This is a genomic window from Kitasatospora sp. NPDC057015 (assembly GCF_042673745.1).
Taxonomy (GTDB): Bacteria; Actinomycetota; Actinomycetes; order Streptomycetales; family Streptomycetaceae; genus Kitasatospora.
This window is the reverse complement of sequence record NZ_JBHUSG010000052.1, coordinates 13,100-36,297: the sequence shown is the minus strand read 5'-3', so window position 1 is coordinate 36,297 and position 23,198 is coordinate 13,100. Positions and strand designations below refer to the sequence as shown.

General features: G+C 75.2%; 12 protein-coding genes. 7 read left to right on the top strand and 5 right to left on the bottom strand.

The features are described from left to right. Positions 1 to 42 precede the first annotated feature (42 nt). Positions 43 to 1,767 carry a beta-1,3-glucanase family protein gene (locus ACFTWP_RS34245; RefSeq protein ID WP_380268910.1) on the bottom strand — a complete coding sequence of 575 codons (1,725 nt, stop codon included), beginning with the start codon at positions 1,765 to 1,767 and terminating at the stop codon, positions 43 to 45. A gap of 173 nt (positions 1,768 to 1,940) precedes the next feature. Then, positions 1,941 to 3,212 (bottom strand): ricin-type beta-trefoil lectin domain protein, encoded by a 1,272-nt coding sequence (locus tag ACFTWP_RS34240; RefSeq protein ID WP_380268909.1) that lies wholly within the window; start codon positions 3,210 to 3,212, stop codon positions 1,941 to 1,943. An 810-nt stretch (positions 3,213 to 4,022) separates the two neighbouring features. Here ACFTWP_RS34240 and ACFTWP_RS34235 point away from each other — a divergent pair. The 4 genes from ACFTWP_RS34235 (at position 4,023) to ACFTWP_RS34220 (ending at position 12,470) form a co-directional block, all read left to right on the top strand. Further along, positions 4,023 to 7,409 carry a CARDB domain-containing protein gene (locus ACFTWP_RS34235; protein ID WP_380268908.1) on the top strand — a complete coding sequence of 1,129 codons (3,387 nt, stop codon included), beginning with the start codon at positions 4,023 to 4,025 and terminating at the stop codon, positions 7,407 to 7,409. A gap of 414 nt (positions 7,410 to 7,823) precedes the next feature. Beyond that, positions 7,824 to 10,088 carry an FUSC family protein gene (locus tag ACFTWP_RS34230; protein WP_380268907.1) on the top strand — a complete coding sequence of 755 codons (2,265 nt, stop codon included), beginning with the start codon at positions 7,824 to 7,826 and terminating at the stop codon, positions 10,086 to 10,088. Between the two features lie 94 nt (positions 10,089 to 10,182). Then, the gene (locus ACFTWP_RS34225; protein ID WP_380268906.1) at positions 10,183 to 11,103 is read left to right on the top strand and encodes a helix-turn-helix transcriptional regulator; all 921 of its coding nucleotides are present in this window, start codon (positions 10,183 to 10,185) and stop codon (positions 11,101 to 11,103) included. A gap of 107 nt (positions 11,104 to 11,210) precedes the next feature. Next, positions 11,211 to 12,470, top strand: a complete 1,260-nt coding sequence (locus tag ACFTWP_RS34220) for an aminotransferase class V-fold PLP-dependent enzyme (RefSeq protein WP_380268905.1) — start codon at positions 11,211 to 11,213, stop codon at positions 12,468 to 12,470. A 144-nt stretch (positions 12,471 to 12,614) separates the two neighbouring features. Here ACFTWP_RS34220 and ACFTWP_RS34215 read toward each other — a convergent pair whose 3' ends face one another. From ACFTWP_RS34215 to ACFTWP_RS34205, 3 genes are all read right to left on the bottom strand, one after another. After that, entirely contained in the window at positions 12,615 to 13,841 is a 1,227-nt protein-coding gene (locus ACFTWP_RS34215; protein WP_380268904.1) for a serine hydrolase domain-containing protein, read from the bottom strand. A 187-nt stretch (positions 13,842 to 14,028) separates the two neighbouring features. Continuing rightward, the gene (locus ACFTWP_RS34210; RefSeq protein WP_380268903.1) at positions 14,029 to 15,240 is read right to left on the bottom strand and encodes a hypothetical protein; all 1,212 of its coding nucleotides are present in this window, start codon (positions 15,238 to 15,240) and stop codon (positions 14,029 to 14,031) included. A 366-nt stretch (positions 15,241 to 15,606) separates the two neighbouring features. Continuing rightward, positions 15,607 to 16,278: an esterase/lipase family protein gene (locus tag ACFTWP_RS34205; RefSeq protein ID WP_380268902.1), complete on the bottom strand. Its 672-nt coding sequence runs from the start codon at positions 16,276 to 16,278 to the stop codon at positions 15,607 to 15,609. A 150-nt stretch (positions 16,279 to 16,428) separates the two neighbouring features. Between ACFTWP_RS34205 and ACFTWP_RS34200 the strand changes: the two genes are divergently transcribed. The 3 genes from ACFTWP_RS34200 (at position 16,429) to ACFTWP_RS34190 (ending at position 23,194) form a co-directional block, all read left to right on the top strand. After that, positions 16,429 to 19,185, top strand: a complete 2,757-nt coding sequence (locus tag ACFTWP_RS34200; protein ID WP_380268901.1) for an AAA family ATPase — start codon at positions 16,429 to 16,431, stop codon at positions 19,183 to 19,185. A 104-nt stretch (positions 19,186 to 19,289) separates the two neighbouring features. Beyond that, positions 19,290 to 21,293 (top strand): HEAT repeat domain-containing protein, encoded by a 2,004-nt coding sequence (locus ACFTWP_RS34195; RefSeq protein ID WP_380268900.1) that lies wholly within the window; start codon positions 19,290 to 19,292, stop codon positions 21,291 to 21,293. 224 nt (positions 21,294 to 21,517) lie between these two features. Beyond that, positions 21,518 to 23,194 carry an FAD-dependent oxidoreductase gene (locus ACFTWP_RS34190; RefSeq protein ID WP_380268899.1) on the top strand — a complete coding sequence of 559 codons (1,677 nt, stop codon included), beginning with the start codon at positions 21,518 to 21,520 and terminating at the stop codon, positions 23,192 to 23,194. The last annotated feature ends 4 nt before the right edge of the window (positions 23,195 to 23,198 follow it).

The following is a 23,198-nucleotide window of genomic DNA, read 5'->3' as shown; positions in this document are numbered from 1 at the left end:
CCGGGCCCGCCGGTGCGACGGCGGGCCCGGCCTGCTGCACCGTCAGGCGAAGGTGAACCAGTTGAGGTTGACGAAGTCGGCGGGCTGCCCGCTGTCGAAGGTCAGGTAGACGTCGTGGACGCCGGTGGTGCGGGCGATGTCGGCCGGCACGGTGCGCCAGTTCTGCCAGCCGCCGGTGGAGGCGACGGCGAAGCTCCCGACCGGCTGCGCGGTGCGACTGCCCAGCCTGACCTGGACCAGGCCGCTGACGCCGGCCGCGGCGCCGGAGGCGACCCGCGCGTTGAGGCGGGTGGCGCCGGCGCTGCCGAAGTCGACCGCCGCGTACCTGAACCAGACACCGTTGGCCAGGCTCCCCATGTCGGTGCCGCCGCCGCTGTCCGAGCAGGGCTCGGCGCGCCCTCCGGAGCTCGCGCTGAAGGCCTCCGCCTGGATGGTGCTGAACGCCCCCACCCCGGTGCCGCCGCCGGTGCCCGGGGTGCCGGTGGCGGTCGGCGCGGGGGTGGCGGTCGCCGTCGGCGCCGGGGTGCTGCCGCCGGCCGCCGCGCCGCCCACGGAGATGGTGAACAGGCGGGGGCTCCCCGACTGCACCTTGCCCTCGAAGTCCACGCCGCCGGGATGCACGTCGTCGTACGGGAAGGCGTAGCCCAGCCCGTCGGGGGTCGTGGTGTGCAGGATCCGGGCGTAGTGGTTGGTGCGGGGGCGCGCGTAGAAGGCGGCCGGGTTCTCGGCGGTGGGCTGGTTCGGGTTGTCCAGCAGGGTGGTGCGGTTGAAAGCGGCGGCCAGCCGCGCGCTCAGGTTGCCCATGACGTCGTTGCCGGTCGTGAAGGGCGCGTCGCTGCACGAGAAGATGGCCCGGGTGGAGGGCCGGCCGAAGCTGCCGACCCCGGGGAAGGTCAGGGTGTCGCCGTTCACCCGGCCCGTCACGGCGCCCCAGGTGAACTGGGTGTCGATCCGCAAGTCGGTGGAGCGGTAGCGGTTCCACACGTCGTCGACGTAGCTGTCGAAGTAGCCCGCGAACAGCGACGTGTTGCCCCGGATCGCCAGGTTCGGGCTGAGCACCCGGAGGTCGGCGCCGTTCCTGGTCACGATCAGGCGGCTCCAGTCGCTGCCGTCGGCGGCGGACTGGGCGCGCAGCGCGGCGGCGACCCGGGCGATCCCGTCGCCGGGGAGGCCGCGAACCGTCTGGGTGGCCTCCCCGGTCTCCAGGCGGAAGGAGATCGGGAGGCCGACCATGTCGACGAAGGTGATGTTGGCGTACAACTGGTCGCTGTTGTAGGTGAACTCGCAGAAGTCGTGCCGGACGTCCACGTTCGGATCGGTGGGGTTGCTGACGGACGGCAGGGCCAGCCCGCCCCCGCGGTTCGTCAGGAAGGTGAGCTTGGCACCGACGGAGAAGTAGATCCGCCCGCTGTCCAGCCGGGGCAGGGTCACCCTGCGGGCGGCGGCCCCCGGCTTGTTGAGGGCGATCGCGCAGTCGACGCCCAGCGGCGTGCCGTCGTTCGCCGGGGCCGGCGGGTGGTGCAGGGTCGCCCCGTCGGACTGGATGAAGGCCCAGTTGCCGCCGGCCGAGGGATCGCGGCCCAGTACGTAGGCGTACACGGTGTCGCTGCCCGTGGTGCTGACCAGGTCGAGCGGGAGGGTGGTGAGTGTGGAGGCGGTGGCGGACGACTCGATCCACTTGGCGGCCGCGGGCACGGAGAGGGCCAGGGCGGCGGCGCCGGCGAGGAGCTTTCGGCGGGACAGCGGCCGATGGTGACGGGCGGTCATGGCAGGCGCTTCCTTAGGTCTGGGGGTCGGGCGCAGGGTGTCGGGCGCAGGGCGTGGAACCGCGGGCCACGCGGCGCCGGTGTGGGGTCCGGCGGCCGGGTGGTGCGCCTGGGCGATGCAGGTGAGGGCGGTGCGGACGGGGGCGGGCCGGCCGGGGCCGGCGCCGCCGGTGATCAGCCGAGTGTCCACTTCTGGTTGGCGCCGCCGGTGCACGTCCAGATCTGCAGCCGGGTGCCGTCCGCGGAGGAGTTGCCGCGGGCGTCCAGGCACTTGCCCGAGCCGGTGTTGGTGAGGTCGTGCGCGGCGGTGTACGTCCACTTCTGCGCGCCGGTGCCGTTGCAGGTGTAGAGCTGGACCGCAGCCCCGTCCGCCGTCGAACCGCCGTCCACGTCGAGGCACTTGCCGAGCGCGCGGACCGTTCCGTCGGTGCCGACGGTCCACTGCTGCGCCGGGTTGCCCGAGCAGCCGTGGAGCTGGACGGGTGTCCGGTCGGCGCTGGAGGCGCCGGCCACGTCGGCGCACATGCCGCCGATGCCGCGGATCGCACCCGTCCTCGCGGGCGCCGTCGAGGAGTTGTTCCAGGCGGAGGCTCGTACGTAGTCGACGGTCATGGTCTGCGGGAGCGAGGTCGAGCCGTCCGGGCTGCCGGGCCAGTCGCCGCCGACGGCCAGGTTGAGGACGAGGAAGAAGGGGTGGCCGAAGACCCAGGTGTGGCCCGCGGCGTCGGCCGGGGTGCGGGTCTCGTACGCGACGCCGTCCACCGACCAGGTGATGGCGGTGGGGCTCCAGTCGACGGCGAAGACGTGGAAGTCGTCGGCGAAGGCGCGGCCGTCGGGCAGGGTGTAGGCGGCGCCGAGGCCGCCCGCGCCGGAGTAGCCGGGCCCGTGGATCGTGCCGTGCACCGTCCCCGGCTCGCGGCCGATGTTCTCCATCACGTCGATCTCGCCGCTGTTCGGCCAGCCGGCGCTGCCGAGGTCGTCACCGAGCGCCCAGAAGGCCGGCCAGATCCCCTGCCCGCGCGGGATCTTGATGCGGGACTCGAACCGGCCGTAGGCCTGGGTGAAGGTCCGGGCGGTGTTCAGCCGGGCCGAGGTGTACGTGCACGGCCCGTACCAACAGGTCAGCCCGGAGTCGGAGTTGGGGCGTGCGGTGACCACCAGGTTGCCCCGGCCGTCGAGCGCGGCGTTGTCGGTGCGGTTGGTGTAGTACTGCAGTTCGTGGTTGCCGTTGCCCGAACCCCCGGTCTCCAGCGTCCACTTCGCGGAGTCGGGAGCCCGGCCGGCCGGGCCGTCGAACTCGTCGGACCAGGTCTGCGCGGTGGTGGCCGCGCCGGCCTGCGAGGTACCGGGGCTCGATGCGGAGTAGGCCCCCGCCAGCACCAGTGCGGAGGTCAGTGCAAGCACGACTCCCCCGAGCGACCATCGACGTGCACGATGAGCAGCCATGGCAGTGCGCACCCTTTCGTAGGGATTCGTCCAGGACGGTTCCGGGTGGGTCCACCGAGGGGGCAGGGAGCCGCCGCACAGGGACCGCCGCCGTGAGAGCGCTCTCTCATCGGCTCCACCCGTTCCGTGGGCCCAGATGCTACGCACGGCCGGTCGGCCGGGACAACGCCGACGTTCGCTGACGCATGGCCGCTGACCTGCGACGACACCGTTGAAACGCAGCCCGTTAAGGCGCCCTTAGGGCGGGCTTGACCCCTGCCGAAGGATCGGCGGCCCGCGATCGCGACGGCACGTGTACTGCCGAGTAGCCGAACGGGTGCACGAAGGGCCGCGCGCCGTCGGCGTGCGGCGATCACCGGGCCGTCGGATCACCTCGGGTGCACCGGCGAAGGATCCTGACGGTCCGTCGGCGGCCTTCGGCGACCCGGGGCCGGAGCGGGCCCGCCTGCCGGGCGGGAGGCCCGCCGCGGCATCCGCCACCCGCCGCGCGGGGCCTCGGGGTTGCACCCTCCCACCAGTCGTCGAGTCAGGACCGTTGACAAAGTGGTCACTTGATAGAAACCTGTCACCCTGACAGCGCAAATAATTGACCAAGGAACGCAAAAGGCTTTCGCAAGCGTTGTCATTCTCCGCCGAACCCCTGGCAAACGGCTCGGCGGGCCCTCTCCCACCCCGTCAGACCGGCGCACCGCAACGCCCGTCCCGTCACCCGACTCCCCCGGCCCGAAGCCCTCGGCGACCGGCGGGCCCGGTCACCCGACGGGCGCGGCGCACGACTGCCCGGCACACGAACCAGAGGACTCCCACACCATGAGATGGAAACACCACGGCCGGCGGCTGATCACCGGCACGCTGGTCGCAGGTCTGGTCACCCTCGGGCTGACGCCCCTGACGGCCGCCCACGCGGCCACCGGTCCCAACCTCGCGCTCGGCAAGCCCGCCACCGCCAGCGGCGCCAACGGCGGCTACCCGGCCGGCAACATCACCGACGGCAGCCAGGCCTCCTACTGGGAGAGCCCCTCGGGCACGTTCCCGCAGTGGGTGCAGGTCGACCTCGGCAGCAGCATCAGCGTGAACGAGGTGGCACTGAAGCTCCCCTCGTCCTGGGGCGCCCGCACCGAGACGCTCAGCGTCCTCGGCAGCACCGACGGCGCGGCCTTCAGCACGCTGGCCGCCTCCTCCGGCCGGGTGTTCGACCCGTCCGGAGCGAACACCGTGGGCATCGCCTTCCCGTCCGCCACCGTGCGCTACGTACGGGTGCAGGTGACCGGGAACACCGGGTGGAACGCCGGGCAGATCTCCGAGCTGGAGGTCTACGGCCAGGGCGGCGGCCCGGTCGACCCGCCGGTCACCGGCTCGAACCTGGCGCGCAACAAGCCGATCGAGGCCTCCTCGACCACCCAGAGCTACACCGCCGCCAACGCCGTCGACGACAACACCGCCACCTACTGGGAGTCGGCCGGGTTCCCGTCGACCCTGACGGTGAAGCTCGGCTCCAACGCGGACGTCGAGGCCGTCGTGGTCAAGCTCAACCCCGACCCGGCCTGGGGGGCCAGGACGCAGGCGATCCAGGTCGAGGGCCGCGAGCAGTCGGCGACCGCCTTCACGGCGCTGCGCGCACGGGCGGACTACGCGTTCAGCCCGGGCAGCCAGAACACCGTGACGATCCCGGTGACCGGCCGCTACGCCGACGTCCGGCTCACCTTCTCCTCCAACACCGGCGCCCCCGGCGCGCAGGTCGCGGAGCTCCAGGTGGTCGGCACCGCCGCGCCCAACCCGGATCTCACCGTCACCGACCTGACCTGGTCGCCCACCGCCCCGAGCGAGGCGGACACCGTCACCGTCAACGCGACGGTGCGCAACGCCGGCACCGCCGCCTCCCCCGCGACGACCGTCAACGTCAGCCTCGAAGGCGTCGTGGCCGGTTCGGCCGCGGTGGGCGCGCTGGCCGCCGGCGCCTCGGCGACCGTGCCGGTCGTCGTCGGCAAGCGCCCGCAGGGCAGCTACACCGTCTCGGCGGTGGTCGACCCGACCGACACCGTCGCCGAGCAGGACAACTCCAACAACAGCCGGACGGGCGCGGCGAAGCTCACCGTCACCCAGGCCCCGGGCCCCGACCTGACGGTCACGGGCATCGCCACCAACCCGGCCTCCCCGGCCGTGGGGGCCTCGGTCGGCTTCACCGTCGCGGTGCAGAACCGCGGCACCACCGCCGTGGCCGCCGGCACGGTCACCCGGCTGACCGTGGGCTCCACCACGCTGAACGGCACGACGGGGGCCATCGCCGCCGGCGCGACCGCGCAGGTGCCGGTCAGCGGCACCTGGACCGCCACCAGCGGCGGCGCCACGCTCACCGCCACGGCGGACGCGACCGGCCTGGTCGCCGAGACCAACGAGAACAACAACGTCTTCGCACGCTCGGTCGTGGTCGGCCGCGGCGCCGCGCTGCCGTACACCGAGTACGAGGCGGAGGACGCGCAGTACAACGGCGTCCTGCTGCAGTCGGACCAGAAGCGCACGTTCAGCCACACCAACTTCGCCACCGAGTCCTCGGGCCGCCGGTCGGTGCAGCTCAACTCCCAGGGCCAGTACGTGGAGTTCACCTCCACCAACGCCTCGAACTCGATCGTCGTGCGCAACTCGATCCCGGACGCCGCGGGCGGCGGGGGCCAGTCGGCGACGATCAGCCTCTACATCGACGGCACGTTCAACCGGAAGCTGACCCTGTCCTCCAAGTACAGCTGGCTGTACGGCAGCACGGACAGCCCCGAGGGGCTCACCAACACCCCCGGCGGCGACGCGCGCCGACTGTTCGACGAGGCCAACGCGCTGCTGCCGCAGTCGTACCCGCCGGGCACGAAGTTCCGCCTCCAGCGGGACGCCGGTGACAGCGCCGCCTACTACATCATCGACCTGGTCGACCTGGAGCAGGTCGCCCCGGCCGCCGCCCAGCCGGCCGGCTGCACCTCGATCACCGCGTACGGCGCCGTGCCCAACGACGGCATCGACGACACCGACGCCATCCAGCGGGCGGTCACGGCCGACCAGAAGGGCGAGATCGGCTGCGTGTGGATCCCCGCCGGCCAGTGGCGGCAGGAGCAGAAGATCCTCACCGACGACCCGCTGAACCGCGGCCAGTTCAACCAGGTCGGCATCAGCAACGTGACGATCCGCGGCGCGGGCATGTGGCACACCCAGCTCTACACGCTGACGGCGCCGCAGGACGCGCACGGCATCAACCACCCGCACGAGGGCAACTTCGGCTTCGACATCGACGACAACACCCAGATCTCCGACATCGCGATCTTCGGCTCGGGCACCATCCGCGGCGGTGACGGCAACGCCGAGGGCGGCGTCGGCCTCAACGGCCGGTTCGGCAAGAACACCAAGATCAGCAACGTCTGGATCGAGCACGCCAACGTCGCCGTCTGGGTCGGCCGCGACTACGACAACATCCCCGCCCTGTGGGGTCCGGGCGACGGCCTCGAGTTCACCGGCATGCGCATCCGCAACACCTACGCCGACGGCATCAACTTCGCCAACAGCACCCGCAACTCGACCGTCTTCAACTCCTCGTTCCGCAACACCGGCGACGACTCGCTCGCCGTCTGGTCCAACAAGGCCGTGAAGGACCAGTCGGTCGACATCGGCCACGACAACCACTTCCGCAACAACACCGTCCAGCTGCCGTGGCGCGCCAACGGCATCGCGGTGTACGGCGGTTACGGCAACACCATCGAGAACAACATCGTCTCCGACACGATGAACTACCCCGGCATCATGCTGGCCACCGACCACGACCCGCTGCCCTTCTCCGGGCAGACCCTGATCGCCAACAACGCGCTGTACCGCACGGGCGGCGCCTTCTGGGGCGAGCAGCAGGAGTTCGGCGCCATCACCCTGTTCGCCTCCTCGCAGGACATCCCCGGCGTCACCATCCGTGACACCGACATCTACGACTCCACCTACGACGGCATCCAGTTCAAGACCGGCGGCGGCTCCACGCCGAACGTCCAGGTCAGCAACGTGCGGATCGACAAGTCCGTGAACGGCTCGGGCATCCTCGCCCACGGCGGCGCCCGCGGCTCCGCCACGCTCAGCAACGTCACCATCACCAACTCGGCCCAGGGCAACGTCCTGATCGAGCCCGGCTCGCAGTTCGTGATCACCGGGACCCCGAACACCCCGGCCCCGTAACGGCCCCGGCGCCGTAACCGCCGTACCGCGGCACCGCCGCATCAGTTGAGGGCCTCCGGGCCGTGGGATCCGCGTCCACGGCCCGGAGGCCCGTGCGCTTCCCGCGAACCCGCGTCCCGGGCGCCGCCGATCCCCAGCGCAGGCGCCGGGGCCGCGACGGGTCGTACCGTGGTGAGCGGGGCCGGCCGCGGAACGGCCGGGCGCAAAGGCGCCGTTGCCGACGGAACCGCACGGGTGACGGCCGGCACCGAAGCCGGACGGACACCGCTCCGAGGCGGAGTCCGCCCACCGCCCGGTTCGGCCGGATCCGGCCCCGCGCCCCGGGAGCCTCCGACGGGGCATGAGGGCGAAGCACGCCGACCATCGGGACGGAGCGTGTCCGGCACCGGGGCGGCAGCAGGGAGCGTGGCGCCGATGGACCGGTCACCCGCAGTCGGCGCGTGGTTGCGCCGCCGCGATCCCCGGCTGACCGCCGTGCACCGCGCCCTGCGGGTCACCCTGGTGGCCTGCGCGGCCTTCTACGCCTGCCGGTACGGCCTGCACGACGACACCATGGCCACCTACGGGCTGTTCGCCGTGGTCGCCGCCGGTGTCCTGTCCCAGCTCGGCGGCGGCGCCGCGGACCGCGCCCGCACCCTGCTCGCGGTGCTGCCGGCCTCGTACCTGCTGGTCACCGCCGGGACGTTGCTGGCGGTACGGGCCTGGTCGGCGGCGCTCGGCATGCTGGTCATCGGGTTCGCCGTCGCGTACGGGTCGGTGGGCGGGCCGCGGCTGGTCGGACTGGCCAACGGGCTCCAGCTCTTCTACATCCTGCCCTGCTTCCCGCCCTACGCGCCGCAGGCGCTCGCCTCCCGGCTGGCCGGGGTCACCATCGGGCTGGTGCTGCTGGCCGGTGCGGAGCTCGCCCTCTGGCCGGAGCGAAGACCCCTGCGCTACCGCGACCGGGTGGCCCGCGCGGCGTACGCGGTGGCGCGCCTCGCCGACGGCGCGGCCCGGGCCTGCACCGCGCCGGACGCGCCGACCGACCGCACCGACCCCGCCGAAACCGGCCGGAACCGGCGCGCGAGTGAGGGCGCGGACGAACCCCTCGCGGCGAGCCGGACGGCGGTCGACCGCCTGCGGCCGTCCCGGGTCCCCGTCCTGGAGCGCCCCGCGTCCGCGGGCGCGGTGGACCGCTCCCTCACCCACTGCGCCGCCGCCCTGCGCTACACCAGGACGCAGCTCGCCCGGGTGGTGACGCTGGACGCGGCGGGCGGCCCGACCCCGGACACCGCCGTCCTGCTGCGGGCCACGGCCGAGGCGCTGCGCGAGGCCGCACCCGGCGTCCGCGCCCAGGCGGCGCCGCCCCGAACCGACCGGCTGGAAGAGGCCATCACCGTCTTCGAGACGGCCCGCGCCGCGCCGGCCGAGGCCTCCTGGCCCGCCTCGCCCGAGGCCGCCGAGGCGAAGCTGCGGCTCGGCTGCATCGCCCTGGACGCCGCCGAGGGCGCCCGCTTCCTGCTGCTCGCCGTCCGGATCAGCCGCGGCGCCCCCGTGCCGCCGGGCCCGCACCCGACCGACCGCCGGCGCAGCCCGTTCTGGTACGCGCGGGTGTCGGCGCCGATGCTCTGGTGGCACCGGTTCCGGGGGCACCTGACCCCACGGTCGGTGTACTTCCAGAACGCCCTGCGGATCGCGCTGGCCCTGGCCGCCGCCCGGCTGGTCGCCGGCGCCCTCGACCTCTCCCACGGCTTCTGGGCCCTGCTCGCCACCCTCACCCTGATGCGCACCTGCGCGGCCGACACCCGGATGACGCTGCGCCCGGCGCTGACCGGCACGCTGCTCGGCGCCCTCGCCACGGCTCCGCTGCTCTTCGCCGTCGGCGAGCAACCGGCGTTCTACGCGGCCGCCCTGCCCCTGGTCATGCTGGCGGCCTTCACGGCCGGGCCGCTGCTCGGCGTGGCCTGGGGGCAGGGGCTGTTCACCGTGGTGGTCGCGATGATCTTCACCCAGCTGGCCCCGACCAGCTGGCGGCTGGCCGAGACCCGGCTGATCGACGTGCTGATCGGCGCCACCGTGGGCACCCTGGCCGGCCTCTGCGCCTGGCCGCGGGGCGCGGGCAGCGAGCTGCGGCGCTCGATCGCCGGACTGCTCGCCGACAGCGCCCTGGCACTGCGGGAGACCGTCGCCCTGGTGTCCGGTACCACCGACGGGACGGGCGCGCTGCGCCGCACCCAGCACACGCTGTTCCTCGCCGAGGCGTCGTACGCCCAGTTCCAGGCCGAACGCCACGACCCGGCGATGGACGGCCCCAACTGGCAGGCCGCACTGGTCGCCTGCCAGCACACGAGCCGGGGCGCCGAACAACTCCTCACCCGCTGCCCGCCCGGCTCGCTCGCCCCCTGGCCCCGGACGGTGGGGCAGCTGGAGCAGGACGCCCGGCGGGTGGCGGCCGCCTTCCAGCAGCAGAGCCGCGGGCTGCTGCTGAAGCGCCGCCCCGACCGGGCGGACCTGCGGATCACCGAGGCCGGCGAGGTGCTCCTCGGCGAACGCACCCTCACCGCCCATCCGCCCGCCGACCCGCTGCTGCTCGACGCCACCGACCTCAGCGTCTGGCTGAGCGGCCTGCTCGACGACCTCGCGGCCGTCTCGCCGCCCGACCCCGAGCCCGAGCCGGCGGCGGCGAGCCGCCCACCGTGACCTGAACGCCCACCCGTCCAGGGCCGCCGACAACGCCGAGCCTGGCCCTGACAGGGCCAGGCCCCGGACCGGCACGGCCGGGGAGAATGGCCCCATGAGCACCTCCACGACCGGCCTGGGCGCCTTCCTGCTGACGCGCCGCTCCCGCCTGCTCCCCGAAGACGTCGCCCTGACCCGGTTCGGCGGCCGGCGCCGGGTCGCCGGTCTGCGCCGCGAGGAGATCGCCCAGCTCGCCGGCGTCAGCGTCGACTACTACACCCGGATGGAACAGGGCCGGGTGCCCAACCCCTCGCCGGCCGTCCTGGACGCCCTGGCCCGCGCGCTGTGCCTGGACGCGGACGAGACCCGGCACCTGCACACCCTGGCCCGGCCCCGCACCGCCCAACGCCGTACCCCGCAGCCCCGGCCCGAGCAGCAGGTCCGCCCGATGCTGCGGCGGCTGCTCGACGAACTGCACGACCTGCCCGCGCTGGTCATGGGCCGCCGGATGGACATCCTGGCCTGGAACTCCGCCGCCCTCGCCCTGTTCGGCGACTACTCCGCCCTCGAACCCGGCCGGCGCAACCTCGCCCGGATCACCTTCCTCGATCCCGCCTCCCGCGAGCTCTACGCCGACTGGACCGACTGCGCCCGGGGGAACGTCGCCTACCTGCACCTGGACGCCGGCCGCAACCCCGACGATCCGCAGCTGGCCGCCCTGATCGGCGAACTGTCCGTCAAGAGCGCGGACTTCCGCCGCTGGTGGGCCGAACACCCCGTTCAGGACAAGACCTCCGGGGTCAAGCACTTCCGCCACCCCCTGGTCGGCGACCTCGACCTGACCTACGAGACCCTGCGCGCCGCCGACGATCCCGACCAGGCCCTCATCACCTACGCCGCCCCGCGCGGCACCCCCCACCACGACGCCCTGCAGATGCTGCTCGCCTGGACCGCCGACGGCGCCACCGACGACCGCCACGGCACCGCACCCGCCCCGCTGCGCCCGCGCGCCGCACCCTCCGGCCCGGCGGACTGACCGCCCTTGCGGGCAGGGGCCGGACCGTCCGCGGGGGCACCGACCGCGGGCCGCGACGCGGTGGCCGGCCCCCCGGCACGCGCTGAGCGGGAAGCTACGATGCCGACATGCCCGCCTCGCAGACCAGCACGCCGCCGCAGACCGCCCCGGGCGCCCGCCCGCGTCCGCAGCCGCTGCTGACACCGTCCGGCCTGCCCGCCATCACCGACTGGTCGCTGGACCCGGCGGTCCGGCACCTCAACCACGGTTCGTTCGGCGGCGTCCCGCTGGCGGCCCAGCGGGCCCAGGCCGCGTACCGGGCGACGATGGACGCCAATCCGTGCGGCTGGTTCCCGATGCTGCACGAACGGGTCGCCGCCGCCCGTGCCGACATCGCCGCCCACCTCGGCGCCGATACCGCCGCGACCGCCCTGGTACCGAACGCCAGCGCGGGCGCCGCCGTGGTCTTCGCCGGGGTGCCGGCCCGGCCGGGCATGCGGATCGTCACCACGGACCACGGCTACGGCGCCGTCGTGATGGGCGCGGAGCGCCTGGCCCGGCGCTGGGGCGGCTCGGTGACCACCGTGCGGATCCCCCTCGACGCCACCGAGGACGAGGCCTACGAAGCGGTCGCCGCCGAGATGACGCCGGACGTGGCGTTGGTCGTCATCGACCAGATCACCTCCGCCACCGCCCGTGAACTGCCCGCCGGCCGGGTCGCCGCGCACGGCCGCCGGCTCGGCATCCCCGTGCTCGTCGACGCGGCGCACGCGCCGGGGCTCGTGGCGGCGCCGCTGGCCGGCGTCGACGCCGACTTCTGGGTCGGCAACCTGCACAAGTTCTCGTGCGCGCCGCGCGGCACGGCGGCCCTGGTCACCTCCGGTCCGCACACCGACGCCCTCCACCCGACGATCGACTCCTGGGGCGCCCGGCTGCCGTTCCCCGAGCGCTTCGACCACCAGGGCACCCTCGACGTCACGTCGTACCTGGCCGCACCGGTCGCCTTCGCCGCCGTCGAGGAGCACTACGGCTGGGACGAGGCCCGCCGGTACCTCACCGAACTCGCCGACTACGCCGAGGACATCGTCGCCCGGGCCCTGTCGGAGGCGACCGGCGCCGACGCGTCGGCCGAGGTCGGATGCCCGGTCAACGGCCTGCGCCTGGTGCGGCTGCCCGAGGGGCTGGCCACCGACCACGCCGACGCCCACGCGCTGCGGCAGGAGCTCTCCGCGCGCCTGGGCGTCGAGACCGCCGTCACGACCTTCGGCGGCCGGGGGTTCGTGCGGCTCTCCACCCACGTCTACAACACCGCGGAGGACTTCGAGGACTTCGTCGAGCGGTGCGTGCCGTTCCTGGTGGCACGCGCCCGCGCGACCGCCGGACGCTGACACCCGGGGCGCCCGGCCGTCACCCGGGGCGTCGGCGTACGCGCGCCCGGACGGCCACGGCGACGCGGTTGCGGGCCGCCGGACCGGGCAGGAGCCCGGACCCGAGCGGGACCGCAACCGCGTCGGCTCCGACCCGCGGCGGGATCAGCCCTCGGCCGGGAGCTCGTAGACGTGGTCCGGGGTGACGATCGAGGTGATCGCCTTCGCGAACAGGGTGCTCGGCTCGAAGCCGTCGTGCAGGATGTCGGTGTTGAGCAGGATCACCATGGTGGCCTTCTGCTCCGGCAGGTACATCGTCACGCTCTCGTAGCCCGGCAGCGAGCCGTTGTGCCCGATCCAGCCGTGGGTGTCGAACAGGCCCAGGCCGTACCCGGCGCCGTCGAAGCCGGGCACCGTGATGAACTTCTCCCGCTCCGCCTGGGTGGCCGGCGAGAGCAGGGTGCCGGTGGCGACCACCCTCGCCCAGCGGTGCAGGTCGCTCAGGTTGGAGATCATCGCGCCGGCCGCCCAGCCCCAGCTCGGGTTCCAGTCGGTGGTGTCGGCGACCTCGCCGGTCAGCGTCTGGTCGGTGTACCCGTGCGCGTGCGGTGACGGGAACTCGGCGCCCGTGGGGAACAGCGTGCGGCGCAGGTGGGCCGGGCCGGTGACGCGCTGGTGGATGAAGTCGGCGAGGGGGGTCCCGCTGAGCTTCTCCACCAGCAGGCCGAGCAGGATGTAGTTGGTGTTGGAGTACTGGAACGCCGTGCCCGGGGCGAAGACGTTCGGGTGGCGGAAGGCGTACGCCAGCAGCTCCTGCGGGGTGAACGGCCGGGTCGGGTCGCTGAGCAGGGCCTGCACGAAGTCCGGGTCGGCGCTGTACGAGAACAGGCCGCTGCGCATCTCCAGCAGCTGCCGGACGGTGATGTTGCCGCCGTCGGGCACGCCGTCGAGGTAGCCGGCGATCGGGTCGTCCAGCCCGACCAGCCCGTCGTCGACCAGCTCCAGGACGGCGGTGGCGGTGAAGGTCTTGGTCTCGCTGCCGATCCGCATGTTCAGACCGGGCTTCATCGGCGCCCCGGTCGCCTTGTCGGCCACGCCGGTGGAGCGCACGTAGCTGCCGCGGCCGGGGAACCACAGTCCGACGGTCACCCCGGGGACGCCGGTCTCCGCCTGCGTGCGCGCGATCGCCTCGTCCAGCCGGGCCACCAGGGCGGGATCCAGGCCGTGCGGCGGGCAGTCGTCGGCGTACGGGTCGGCGGTGCTCGCGGCGGCCGACGTCGCGGTGGCCGACGTCGGGGCGGCCTGGGCCGGGAGCGCGGTCAGGGTCAGCGGGACGAGCGTGGACAGGGCGAGCAGGGCGGTGGTGAGCCTGCGGGTGGGGGCGCGGCGCATGGCGGGCGTCTCTTCCTGGGGGTGGGGGACCTTGGGAGCCCAAGGTCATCACCCGCCCCGACCTCGGGGCCCCCGCCCGAGGCCCCCGCCCGGCGAGTCCACCCGTACGGACCCGGCGCGGGGAGTCCGTCCGTCCGGACCGGGCGCGGGGAGGGACGGATCCGTCCGGCGATCCGGTCGGGCGGGCCTACCCGCGTGCGGTCACCGCCGCGGCGGGGCGGCGGGCGAGCACGTGGGCCAGGAAGCGCTGCGTCGCCGGGAGCCCGGCGAGGGAGGAGAGGTCGGGGGCCGCGACGGACACCTCCGGCGCGGGGAGCGTCCCCGGGCGGGTCAGGACGAGAGCCGCCCGCGCGTGGTGCTGATGGGACGGCTCCCAGCCCGCGGGCTCGAAACCCTGACGGCGCAGGTACTCGATCGCGGGGAGCGCCCCACCCCCGTCGACGATGTCCTGCTCGACCACGATCCGGTCGCTCAGCCCGGTGGAGCGGTGCGTTCCGTCCGGCCCGACGACGTACGGGACGGCGTCCACGGGACGCCCGGTGAGGGCGGGCCGTCGGCTGAGCAGGTAGCGGGACTCGACGGCCGGGTCGGCGGCGGCGAGCTCGCGCAGGTGCCCGGTGAGCAGCGGGGCTCCGGCGGGAGGCTCGGGCGCGGGCGCGTACCGGGGCTCCACCCCGCAGGTCTCGGCGAGCATGGCGCCGAACAGCCGTTGCGCGGGGTGGTCGGGAAGTCGGATCCGCTGGGCACGCACCGCGGTCCGCCAGGCGGCCCGGTCGAGCGGGAGGCAGGTGCTGACGAAGGGTTCGGCGGCGGTGCGGGCGACGATGTGGGAGTACCCGGCGTGGGTGGGCACGCAGCCGTCCTGCGCGAGCAGTCCGGCCAGGAGCGGGCCGACCGGTGGCCGGCCCGGCGCCGCGCGGGCCACCCGGGTGTGGGACACCACGTGGCCGGCGCGGCCCAGGTGGTCGACCGCCCAGAGCAGCCGCGCGCGCAGCAGGCCCGCTGCCAGGCGGGGTTCGGCGCCCGGCCGCTTTCCGGTCCGCCCGACCTCGTGGCGGCCGCCCTCCGCCCCCGGGAACAGCGGCTCGATCCTGGTGAACCGGGTGGTGGCCGTGACCGCACCGCGGTCGTCGAGGAGGACGAGCAACCGGACGCGGCCGTCACCGACGGCGTCGGCCAGCCGCCGGGCCTCGTCGGCGAGGGTCTCCGGCGCCCGGCCGTAGACCTGGGCGAGCAGCCCGACCACCTGCCCGGACACCCGGTGCAGTTCGGTCCGGCCGAGTCGCGACACGTCCTCGGGCAGGGCGAGTTCGTAGCCGCGGGCCCGGTAGGCGGCTCGGATGTCCGCGGTCTGCCGGTCGCGGCGGCGCCGGACTTCCCCGCCCGGCGTGCTCTCCACCCCCGGCTCCTCAGCCGGCCGTGGCGCGGATCTTCTCCACGCAGGCCGTGACCGTGAGCGCGGCCGACGGCCCGAGTGCCGCCGGAACAGCGTGTCCGCCTCGCATGATTCCGTCTCTCCGTCCAGTGCCGGGGGTTGCCGCTGCTGCCGGGAACAGGCGGCGGTCGGTGCCCCGGCGTCCGGCTGACATGCTGGCACACGGGTACGACGGCGATCAGCCGATCAGCCTGATCCTCACCATATGTGATGATCCGTCAATCCGGTTCATCGTCACGGACCGGCGGACGGAGCCCACGGACGCGGCCGGCTCACTCGGCGACCGGGGGGTGGTCACCGCGCGAGCCGGCCGCTCCGGCCCACTCCCGATCAGGAGGCGAGGAACTGCTCCACGGCGCCCAGGGTGAGGGTGTCGGTGAGGAAGCCGATGTGGGTCTGGCAGGCGACGAGGTGGTTGGTGGCGCCGCTCAGCGCGGTGCTGGTGTAGGGCAGGATCACGCCGTCGCACGGCGAGTACCAGGTGGCGTACCCGGTACCGCCCGGCGTCTCGTCCCCCGACGTGACCGTGGCGAGGAAGGCGGAGCCCGGGTACATCTCGACGCAGGACGCGTAGACCAGGCAGGCCGAGGCGTAGGTGGTGCCGTGGTTGGCGCCGGCGATCGAGGCCAGGCGGCGGACGGAGGGCTGACCGCCCAGCTGCTTGACGTACCAGTCGCTGACCAGGCCGCCCATCGAGTGGTTGACGATGTCGACCTGCTTGGCACCGGTCCTGGCCAGCACCTGCTTGACGTAGGCGGCCAGGTTGGCGGCACTGGTCTTGTTGGACTGCGTCCAGTCGTAGTCGAAGGCGAACAGCTCGCCGCCGCCGTAGCCGCCCGCCTGGAAGACGGCCTCGGCGGTGGTCCAGTTGGAGGAGCTGCCGCTGAAGCCGTGGACGAAGACGACCGGGGTGTGGGCGGTGGCGGCGCCGGCGGCGGGCAGCGCCGTGGTGAGACCGACGGCGGTCAGTGCGGCCAGCAGGAGTGCGGGTATCCGTTTCACAGGGGCTCCCTGTCGAGTGGGTGGTGGCAGCAGTCTCGGGGGCGGCCCGGGCCGGCGGACCGGTGGAATCACCGGTCTTCGTGGTTGTCATGGGCAGAACCGCGTGCCGGCCTATTCCCCTCGCGGCAACCCGGGGCCGACACTGGCGCCATGGACGCTGGGCCGACGTGGCGCTGGGCGCCCGGACAACCGCTGCGCGGACGCGAGCACGAGTCCGCGGCGCTGGCGGACGCACTGTCAGGAGCACGTGCCGGGCACGGCGAAGCCGTCCTGCTGGTCGGTGATCCGGGGGCGGGCCGCACGTCCGTGCTGGCCGCTGCCGCGCGCGCGGCGACCGGCTTCGCCCCGCAGTGGGTGGCGGGCACCGAGGCCGAGAGCGCGACCGCGCTGGCCGGGCTGCAGCGGCTGCTCCTGCCGCTGGCCCCGCGGATCCGGGAGCTGCCCGCCGGCCAGGCGCGGCTGCTGGACGAGGTGGCGGCCGGCCCGCCGCCCGGGCCCGGGGAGTCGGGTCTCGCGCTCGCCGTCCTCGGCCTGCTCGGCCGCGCGGGCCGGGAGCGGCCGGTGCTGTGGTGCGTGGACGACGCGCAGTGGCTGGACGCGCCCACCCTGCGGGTCCTGGGGTTCGTGGCGCGTCGGCTGGTGGGCCTCCCGGTCGTGCTGGCGTTCGCGGCCGAGCCGGGCGGCCGGGCGGTGGCGGAGCTCGGCGACCTCCGTACAGTGCCGCTGGACCCGCTGCGGCCGGGCGCCGTGGCCGAGCTCCTGGCCGACCTGGGCGGCCGGCACTGGGAGCCGGAACTGCTGGGCGAGATCACGGACCTGGCCGAGGGCAATCCCCTGGCCCTGGTCGAGCTGGCCGCGTCGGCGGCGGCCGGTTCACCGGGGCCGCCGGCACTGCCCCCGGCCGGCCGCCTGCGGGCGCGCTACCGCCGCCGGCTCGGAGCCCTGTCCGCGGCGGCCCGGGGTCTGGTGTGGCTGGTCGCGATCGGGGACCGGCTGCCGGTGGCGGAGCTGCTGGCGTCCGCACGGGCCGCGGGGGCCGGCCCTGAGGCACTCGACGAGGCGCGCGCCTCGGGGCTGGTGCTGCTGGACGCGTCCGTGGCCACGGTGCCGGGACGCCTCGTCCGGTCCTGCCTGCTCGCCGACGTCCCGCTGGCGGACCGGCAGGCCGCCCACGCCGCACTGGCCCGGGCGGCCGGCCCGCACGCCTCGCCGCTGCTGCGGGCGGTGCACCGACTCGCCCTCGCGCAGCAGCCCCTGGACGACCTGACGGCGGCGCTCGACCTGGCGGCCGCGGCGGCCCGCGGCGCCGGCGACCCCGGCGCGTCCGCGGCCGCCCTGGAGCGGGCCGCCGAGGTGCTCGCGCACCCGCAGGACCGGGCGCGCTGCCTGGTCACGGCGGCGGCCGACCGGCTGGCCGCGGGCGACCCGCGGCGCTCGCGGGCGCTGCTGCGCCGGGTACCGCCGCAGGGCGCGGCGCCGGCCACCGGCGGCCTGCGGATGCTGGTGCGGGGCGAGATCGAACTCCGGGACGGTGTACCCGCCACGGCCCACCGGGCGCTCTGCCGCGCCGGGGCCCTGCTCGCCGGCGCCGCCGAGCGCGGGCCGAGCGTGCGCGCGCTGGTGCTCGCGGGTGAGGCCAGCTGCCTGGCCGGTGACTTCCGGGGCTACTTCGAGCTCGCCGAACGCGCGCGGTCGATGCGGCGCGAGGACGACCCGCCGCAGGTACGGCTCGGCTTCGACCACATCGCCGGGATGGCGGCGACCTACCAGGGGCGGCACCACGAGGCGACCCGGGCCCTGCGCAGGGTGGTGCGGCTGGCCGAGGCGGTGCCCGACCCCGAGTCGGCGATCTGGGCCAGCCAGGCCGCCTACACGCTCGGTGACGCCCGGCGGGCACACGCCCTGGCGGTCCGTGCGGCCTTCGCGGCCGGGGAGCTCGGCGCCGTCGCCCTGGTGCCGGGGGCCCTGGTGTACCAGGCCCTCGCCGCCCTGATGCTCGACCGGCACGCCGCGGCCGAGGCGGCCGCCACCGAGGGGCTGCGGCTCGCCGAGGCCACCGGGCAGCGCAACCTGGCGGTGGACCACGTGGCCGTCCTGGCCCTGTCGGCGGCGCTGCAGGGCGACCGCGCCGCCGCCGCGCCGCGGCTGAGGGCCGCCGCCCCCGAGGTGGCGACCCGCGAGCTCGGCCGGCCGAGCGCCTTCAACTGCTGGACGTCGGCCTGCCTGGACCTCTCCGACGACCGACCGGCCGACGCGCTGGACCGCTTCGCCCGGATGGCGTCGGGCGCGGGGCAGACCAACCTGGCGATCAGGGGGATGGCCGCCCCGCACTTCGTGGAGGCGGCGGCCCGCTGCGGCCAACGGGCCAGGGCCGAGGGGGCGCTGCGCTCCTTCGAGGCCTGGGCCGCGAGCTCCGGCAGCGCCGCGCGGCTGGCGCTGGCGCACCGCTGCCACGGGCTGGTGGCCGAGACGGACACGGTGGCGGAGGAGCACTTCCGCGAGGCCCTGCGGCTGCACCGCGACGACGACGCGGCCCTCGAACTCGCCAAGACCGAGTTCTTCTTCGCCCGCCGGCTGCGGCGGGCCCGCAGGCCGAGCGCCGCACGCGGCCTGCTGCGTGACGCGGTCGCCGTCTTCCAGCAGTTCGACGCGCGGCCGTGGGCGGACCGGGCCACGGCGGAGTTGCGGGCCGCCGGCGCCGGCGTGAGCCCCGCCGCCGTGCCCGCGGGGACGGACCTGACCGCGCAGCAGAGCCGGATCTGCGGCCTGGTCGCCCGCGGGGCGACCAACCGGGAGATCGCCGACGTGCTGCTGCTCAGCACTCGTACCGTCGAGTACCACCTGCGCAACGTCTTCAGCCGGCTCGGCGTGCGCTCCCGGGTGGAGCTGGCGGCGCTCTTCCACTGATCCCCCGCCCGGAACCCCGCCTGATCCCCGCCCCGGAACCCGCCTGATCCCCGCCCCCGAAACCCCGTCGCCGGCGGGTCGGCCCCGGCAGTAGGGTCACCGGCATGTGGGTGGGACTGGTGGGACTGGTGGGGCTGGACGCGGTCGACTGGGCGTCGTTGAGGCACAACTACGGGTCGGCCGAGGAGCTGCCCGGCCTGCTGCGCCGATCCGCGGGGCCGGATCCGCAGGACGCGGAGGAGGCGGCGGCGGACCTGCTGAACAACCTCTACCACCAGGGCGGCTGGATCTGCCCGGCCGCGCCGGCCGCGCTGCCGTTCCTGCTGCACCTGGCGGCTGGGCCGAGCGTGCCGGTCCCGAGCCGTCGCATGGTGCTGGAGCTGGTGTGGCGCCTGGCCGCGGAGGCCGGGCGGGTCGCGGAGCGGTTCCTGGCCCCCGACTGGCAGCCGGCCTGGGAGCGGACCCTTCCGCAGGTGCTGGCCCTGCTCGCCGATCCCGAGCCGGAGATCCGGCGGGACGCGGCCCGGGCCCTCGGTGCCTGCGGCACTCCGGGCGAACGCGTACTGCCGGCGCTCCTCCGGTGCTGGCGGGCGGAGACCGATCCGGCCACCCGACTCGACCTCGTCCTCGCGCTCGGCGACGCGGCCGGGCGGGAGCCCGGCGGCGCACCCGCCGTCGAGGCCCGCGCTCTGCTCCGCGGGCTGCTGCACTCTGCGCAGGCGCAGACCCGCCTGGCGGCGGTGCACGCGCTCGCCCCGACCGACCCCGGGCTTCCGGTCCGCCACCTCGACCAGCTGCTGACGGCCGTCCGGGCCCCGGACGTCGAGGTGTGGCGCGCTACCAGTGCGGTGGAGGCCGGGATCCTGGGCGTCCAGCACTGGACGGCGGCGCTGTTCACCGGTCCGTTCACCGCGTTCACGCTCGGCCTGCTGGACGACCACCCCGACGCCGAGCAGCGGGCCGGCGCCCTGGCCCGGGCGGGCGGCCTGCTGGCGCGTTGGCGCTCGCCGGGCGCCGCGCTGCTGCCACGGCTCGCCGCACGGTTGGACGACCCGGCCCCCGAGGTCCGGTTCCGGGCGGCCGAGCTGCTGGCCTGCCTCGGCCCGGCCGCCGCGGCCCACGCCGACCGGGTCGCCGCGCTGCTCGGCGACGACTCCGCCCGAGCCACCCGGGGTCGGGAGACGGTGGCCGAGGCCGCCGTGTGGGCCCTGGCCCGGATGAACGACCCGCGCTGCCTGCCGGAGCTGGTCGAGCTGCTGGCTGCTCCGCGCTCCGGCTTCGCGTCGGCCTCCGCCCACTACCCCGCCACCGCCGGCCTGCACCACTGCGTCCTCCCGGCCCTCGACGAGGTGCTCGGCCCGCTGGCCGACCACGCCGGGCTGCTGCTGCCCGCGATCGCCGAGCAGCTCGACGTCACCCGCACGGACGCCCGGACGCTGTACCGGCTCTGCCAGGTGCTCGCCGAGTGGGGGCCCGCCGCGGCGGCGGCGGTGCCGCAGCTGCTCGGCCTGCTGGCGGACGACCGGACCTGGGCCGCCGCCGCGGAGGCACTGGCCGGGATCGGGCCGGCGGGGATCGGGGCGCACGACCTGCTGGCGGCCCGATCGCACGACGGCGGACCGCAGGCCGAACTCGCGGCCTGGGCCTGCTGGAAGGTCGGCGGCGATCCCGGCCCTGCCCTGGAGGCCCTCGGGGGCGCCGTCGCCGGGGAGTCCGTCCGGCACCCCGAACTGCGGATGCTCGCCGACCTCGGCCCGCTCGCCGCCCGCCACGCGGACCGGCTGCGGACGCTGGCCGCCGACCCCGACGCCTGGACCCGGGTCCAGGCGGCGCACGCCCTGTGGGCCGCGACCGGCGACACCGCGGTCGCCGTCCCCGTCCTGACGACCGCCGTCGAGGGGCTCGCCGACGGGACGTACCTGCCCGTGATGCTCCCCGCGCTGCGCCACCTGGTCCGGATCGGATCCCCCGCCGGGCCCGCCGCACGGCTGCTGCGCGAGGTGCCGACCCGTGACGAGCGGCTGCACTGCAACGGCGGCTGGCGGGGATTCACCGAGGACGAGGCCGTCCGCGCCGCCGTCGGGGAGCTCCTCGCCCTGGTCGGCTGAGGCGGCTCCGCTCCGCCCCCGTCCGAATCCGGTCGCGCGGCCCGGGAGGCGGCATCGGGGTCCGCAGGCAGAGAATCGGTGGGGAGGCGGAGGGCGGTACGGGTCCCGGCCGGCCGCCGCCGGGTGCGCGGTGGTCCGTGACCGGCGGGACTGCGACGCGCAGGGGTCGGCGACAGGCAGGAGCCCGCACCGGGGCACGGGCCGGCGACAGGCAGGGGACAGCGATGGCCGAGAGCGGCGAGGCACCGAGGACCGTGATCCTCACCGTCGACGACGACCCCGGCGTCTCACGGGCCGTCGCCCGGGACCTGCGGCGCCGCTACGGGGGCTCGCACCGGGTCGTCCGGGCCGAGACGGCGCAGTCCGCCCTCGACGCGCTGCACGAGATGAAGCTGCGCGGCGACCTGGTCGCGGTGATCGTCGCCGACTACCGGATGCCGCAGATGAACGGCATCGAGTTCCTGGAGCGGGCGATGGACGTGTTCCCCGGCGCCCGCCGGGTGCTGCTCACCGCCTACGCCGACACCGGGGCGGCGATCGACGCCATCAACCTGGTGGACCTCGACCACTACCTGCTCAAGCCGTGGGACCCGCCGGAGGAGAAGCTCTACCCGGTGGTCGACGACCTGCTGGACAGCTGGCTGGCCTCGGACCACCGGCCCGTGCCGGAGACCAAGGTGGTGGGCCACCGCTGGTCCGCGCACTCCTCCGAGGTCCGCGAGTTCCTCGCCCGCAACCAGGTGCCGTACCGGTGGTACCCGTCGGACGAACCGGAGGGCGAGCGGCTGCTGGCCGCCGCCGGCGAGGACGGGCGGCGGCTGCCGCTGGTGATCACACCGGACGGCCAGGTCCTGGTCGAGCCGGACCCGCGGGAGCTGGCCGGACGGGTCGGGCTGGCCACGGCGCCCTCCGCCGAGTTCTACGACCTGATCGTGATCGGCGGCGGGCCCGCCGGGCTGGGGGCGGCCGTCTACGGCGCCTCCGAAGGCCTGCGGACCGTGCTCGTGGAACGCACCGCGACCGGCGGCCAGGCCGGCCAGAGCTCGCGGATCGAGAACTACCTGGGCTTCCCCGACGGCGTCTCCGGGGCGCAGCTGACCGAGCGGGCCCGCCGTCAGGCCGCCCGGTTCGGCGCCGAGATGCTGACCGCGCGCGAGGTCGTCGGCCTGGAGGTCGACGGCCCGGCCCGGACGGTCCGGTTCGCGGACGGCTCGGCGATCGCCGCGCACACGGTGATCCTGGCGACCGGTGTGTCCTACCGGCAGCTGGAGGCGCCCGGGGTGGCGGAGCTCACCGGGCGGGGCGTCTACTACGGCGCGGCGCTGACCGAGGCGGCGGGCTGCGCGGGCAAGGACGTGTACATCGTCGGCGGCGCCAACTCGGCGGGTCAGGCCGCGGTGTTCCTCGCCAGGGGCGCCCGCTCGGTGACGATCCTGGTGCGCGCCGCCGACCTGACCCGGTCGATGTCGTACTACCTCGTCCAGCAGATCGCGGAGCTGCCGTCGGTCACCGTCCGCAGCGGCACCGAGGTGGCGCGGGCCCACGGGAGCGACCACCTGGAGCGGCTCACCCTGCGGGACACGGCCACCGGCGCCACCGAGCAGGTCGACGCCCAGTGGCTGTTCGTCTTCATCGGCGCGGCTCCCCTGACGGATTGGCTGGAGGGGGTGGTGGTCCGGGACGACGCCGGTTTCGTCCTCGCCGGTCCTGACCTCGCGCCGGGCGGCGCGCTGCCGAAGGGCTGGCCGCTGGAGCGCGTCCCCTACCACCTGGAGACCAGCGTCCCCGGGGTGTTCGTGGCCGGCGACGCGCGGTCGGAGTCGGCCAAGCGGGTCGCCTCGGCGGTCGGCGAGGGGGCGATGGCCGTGATGCTGGTGCACCGCTACCTGGAGAGGCTGTGACGGC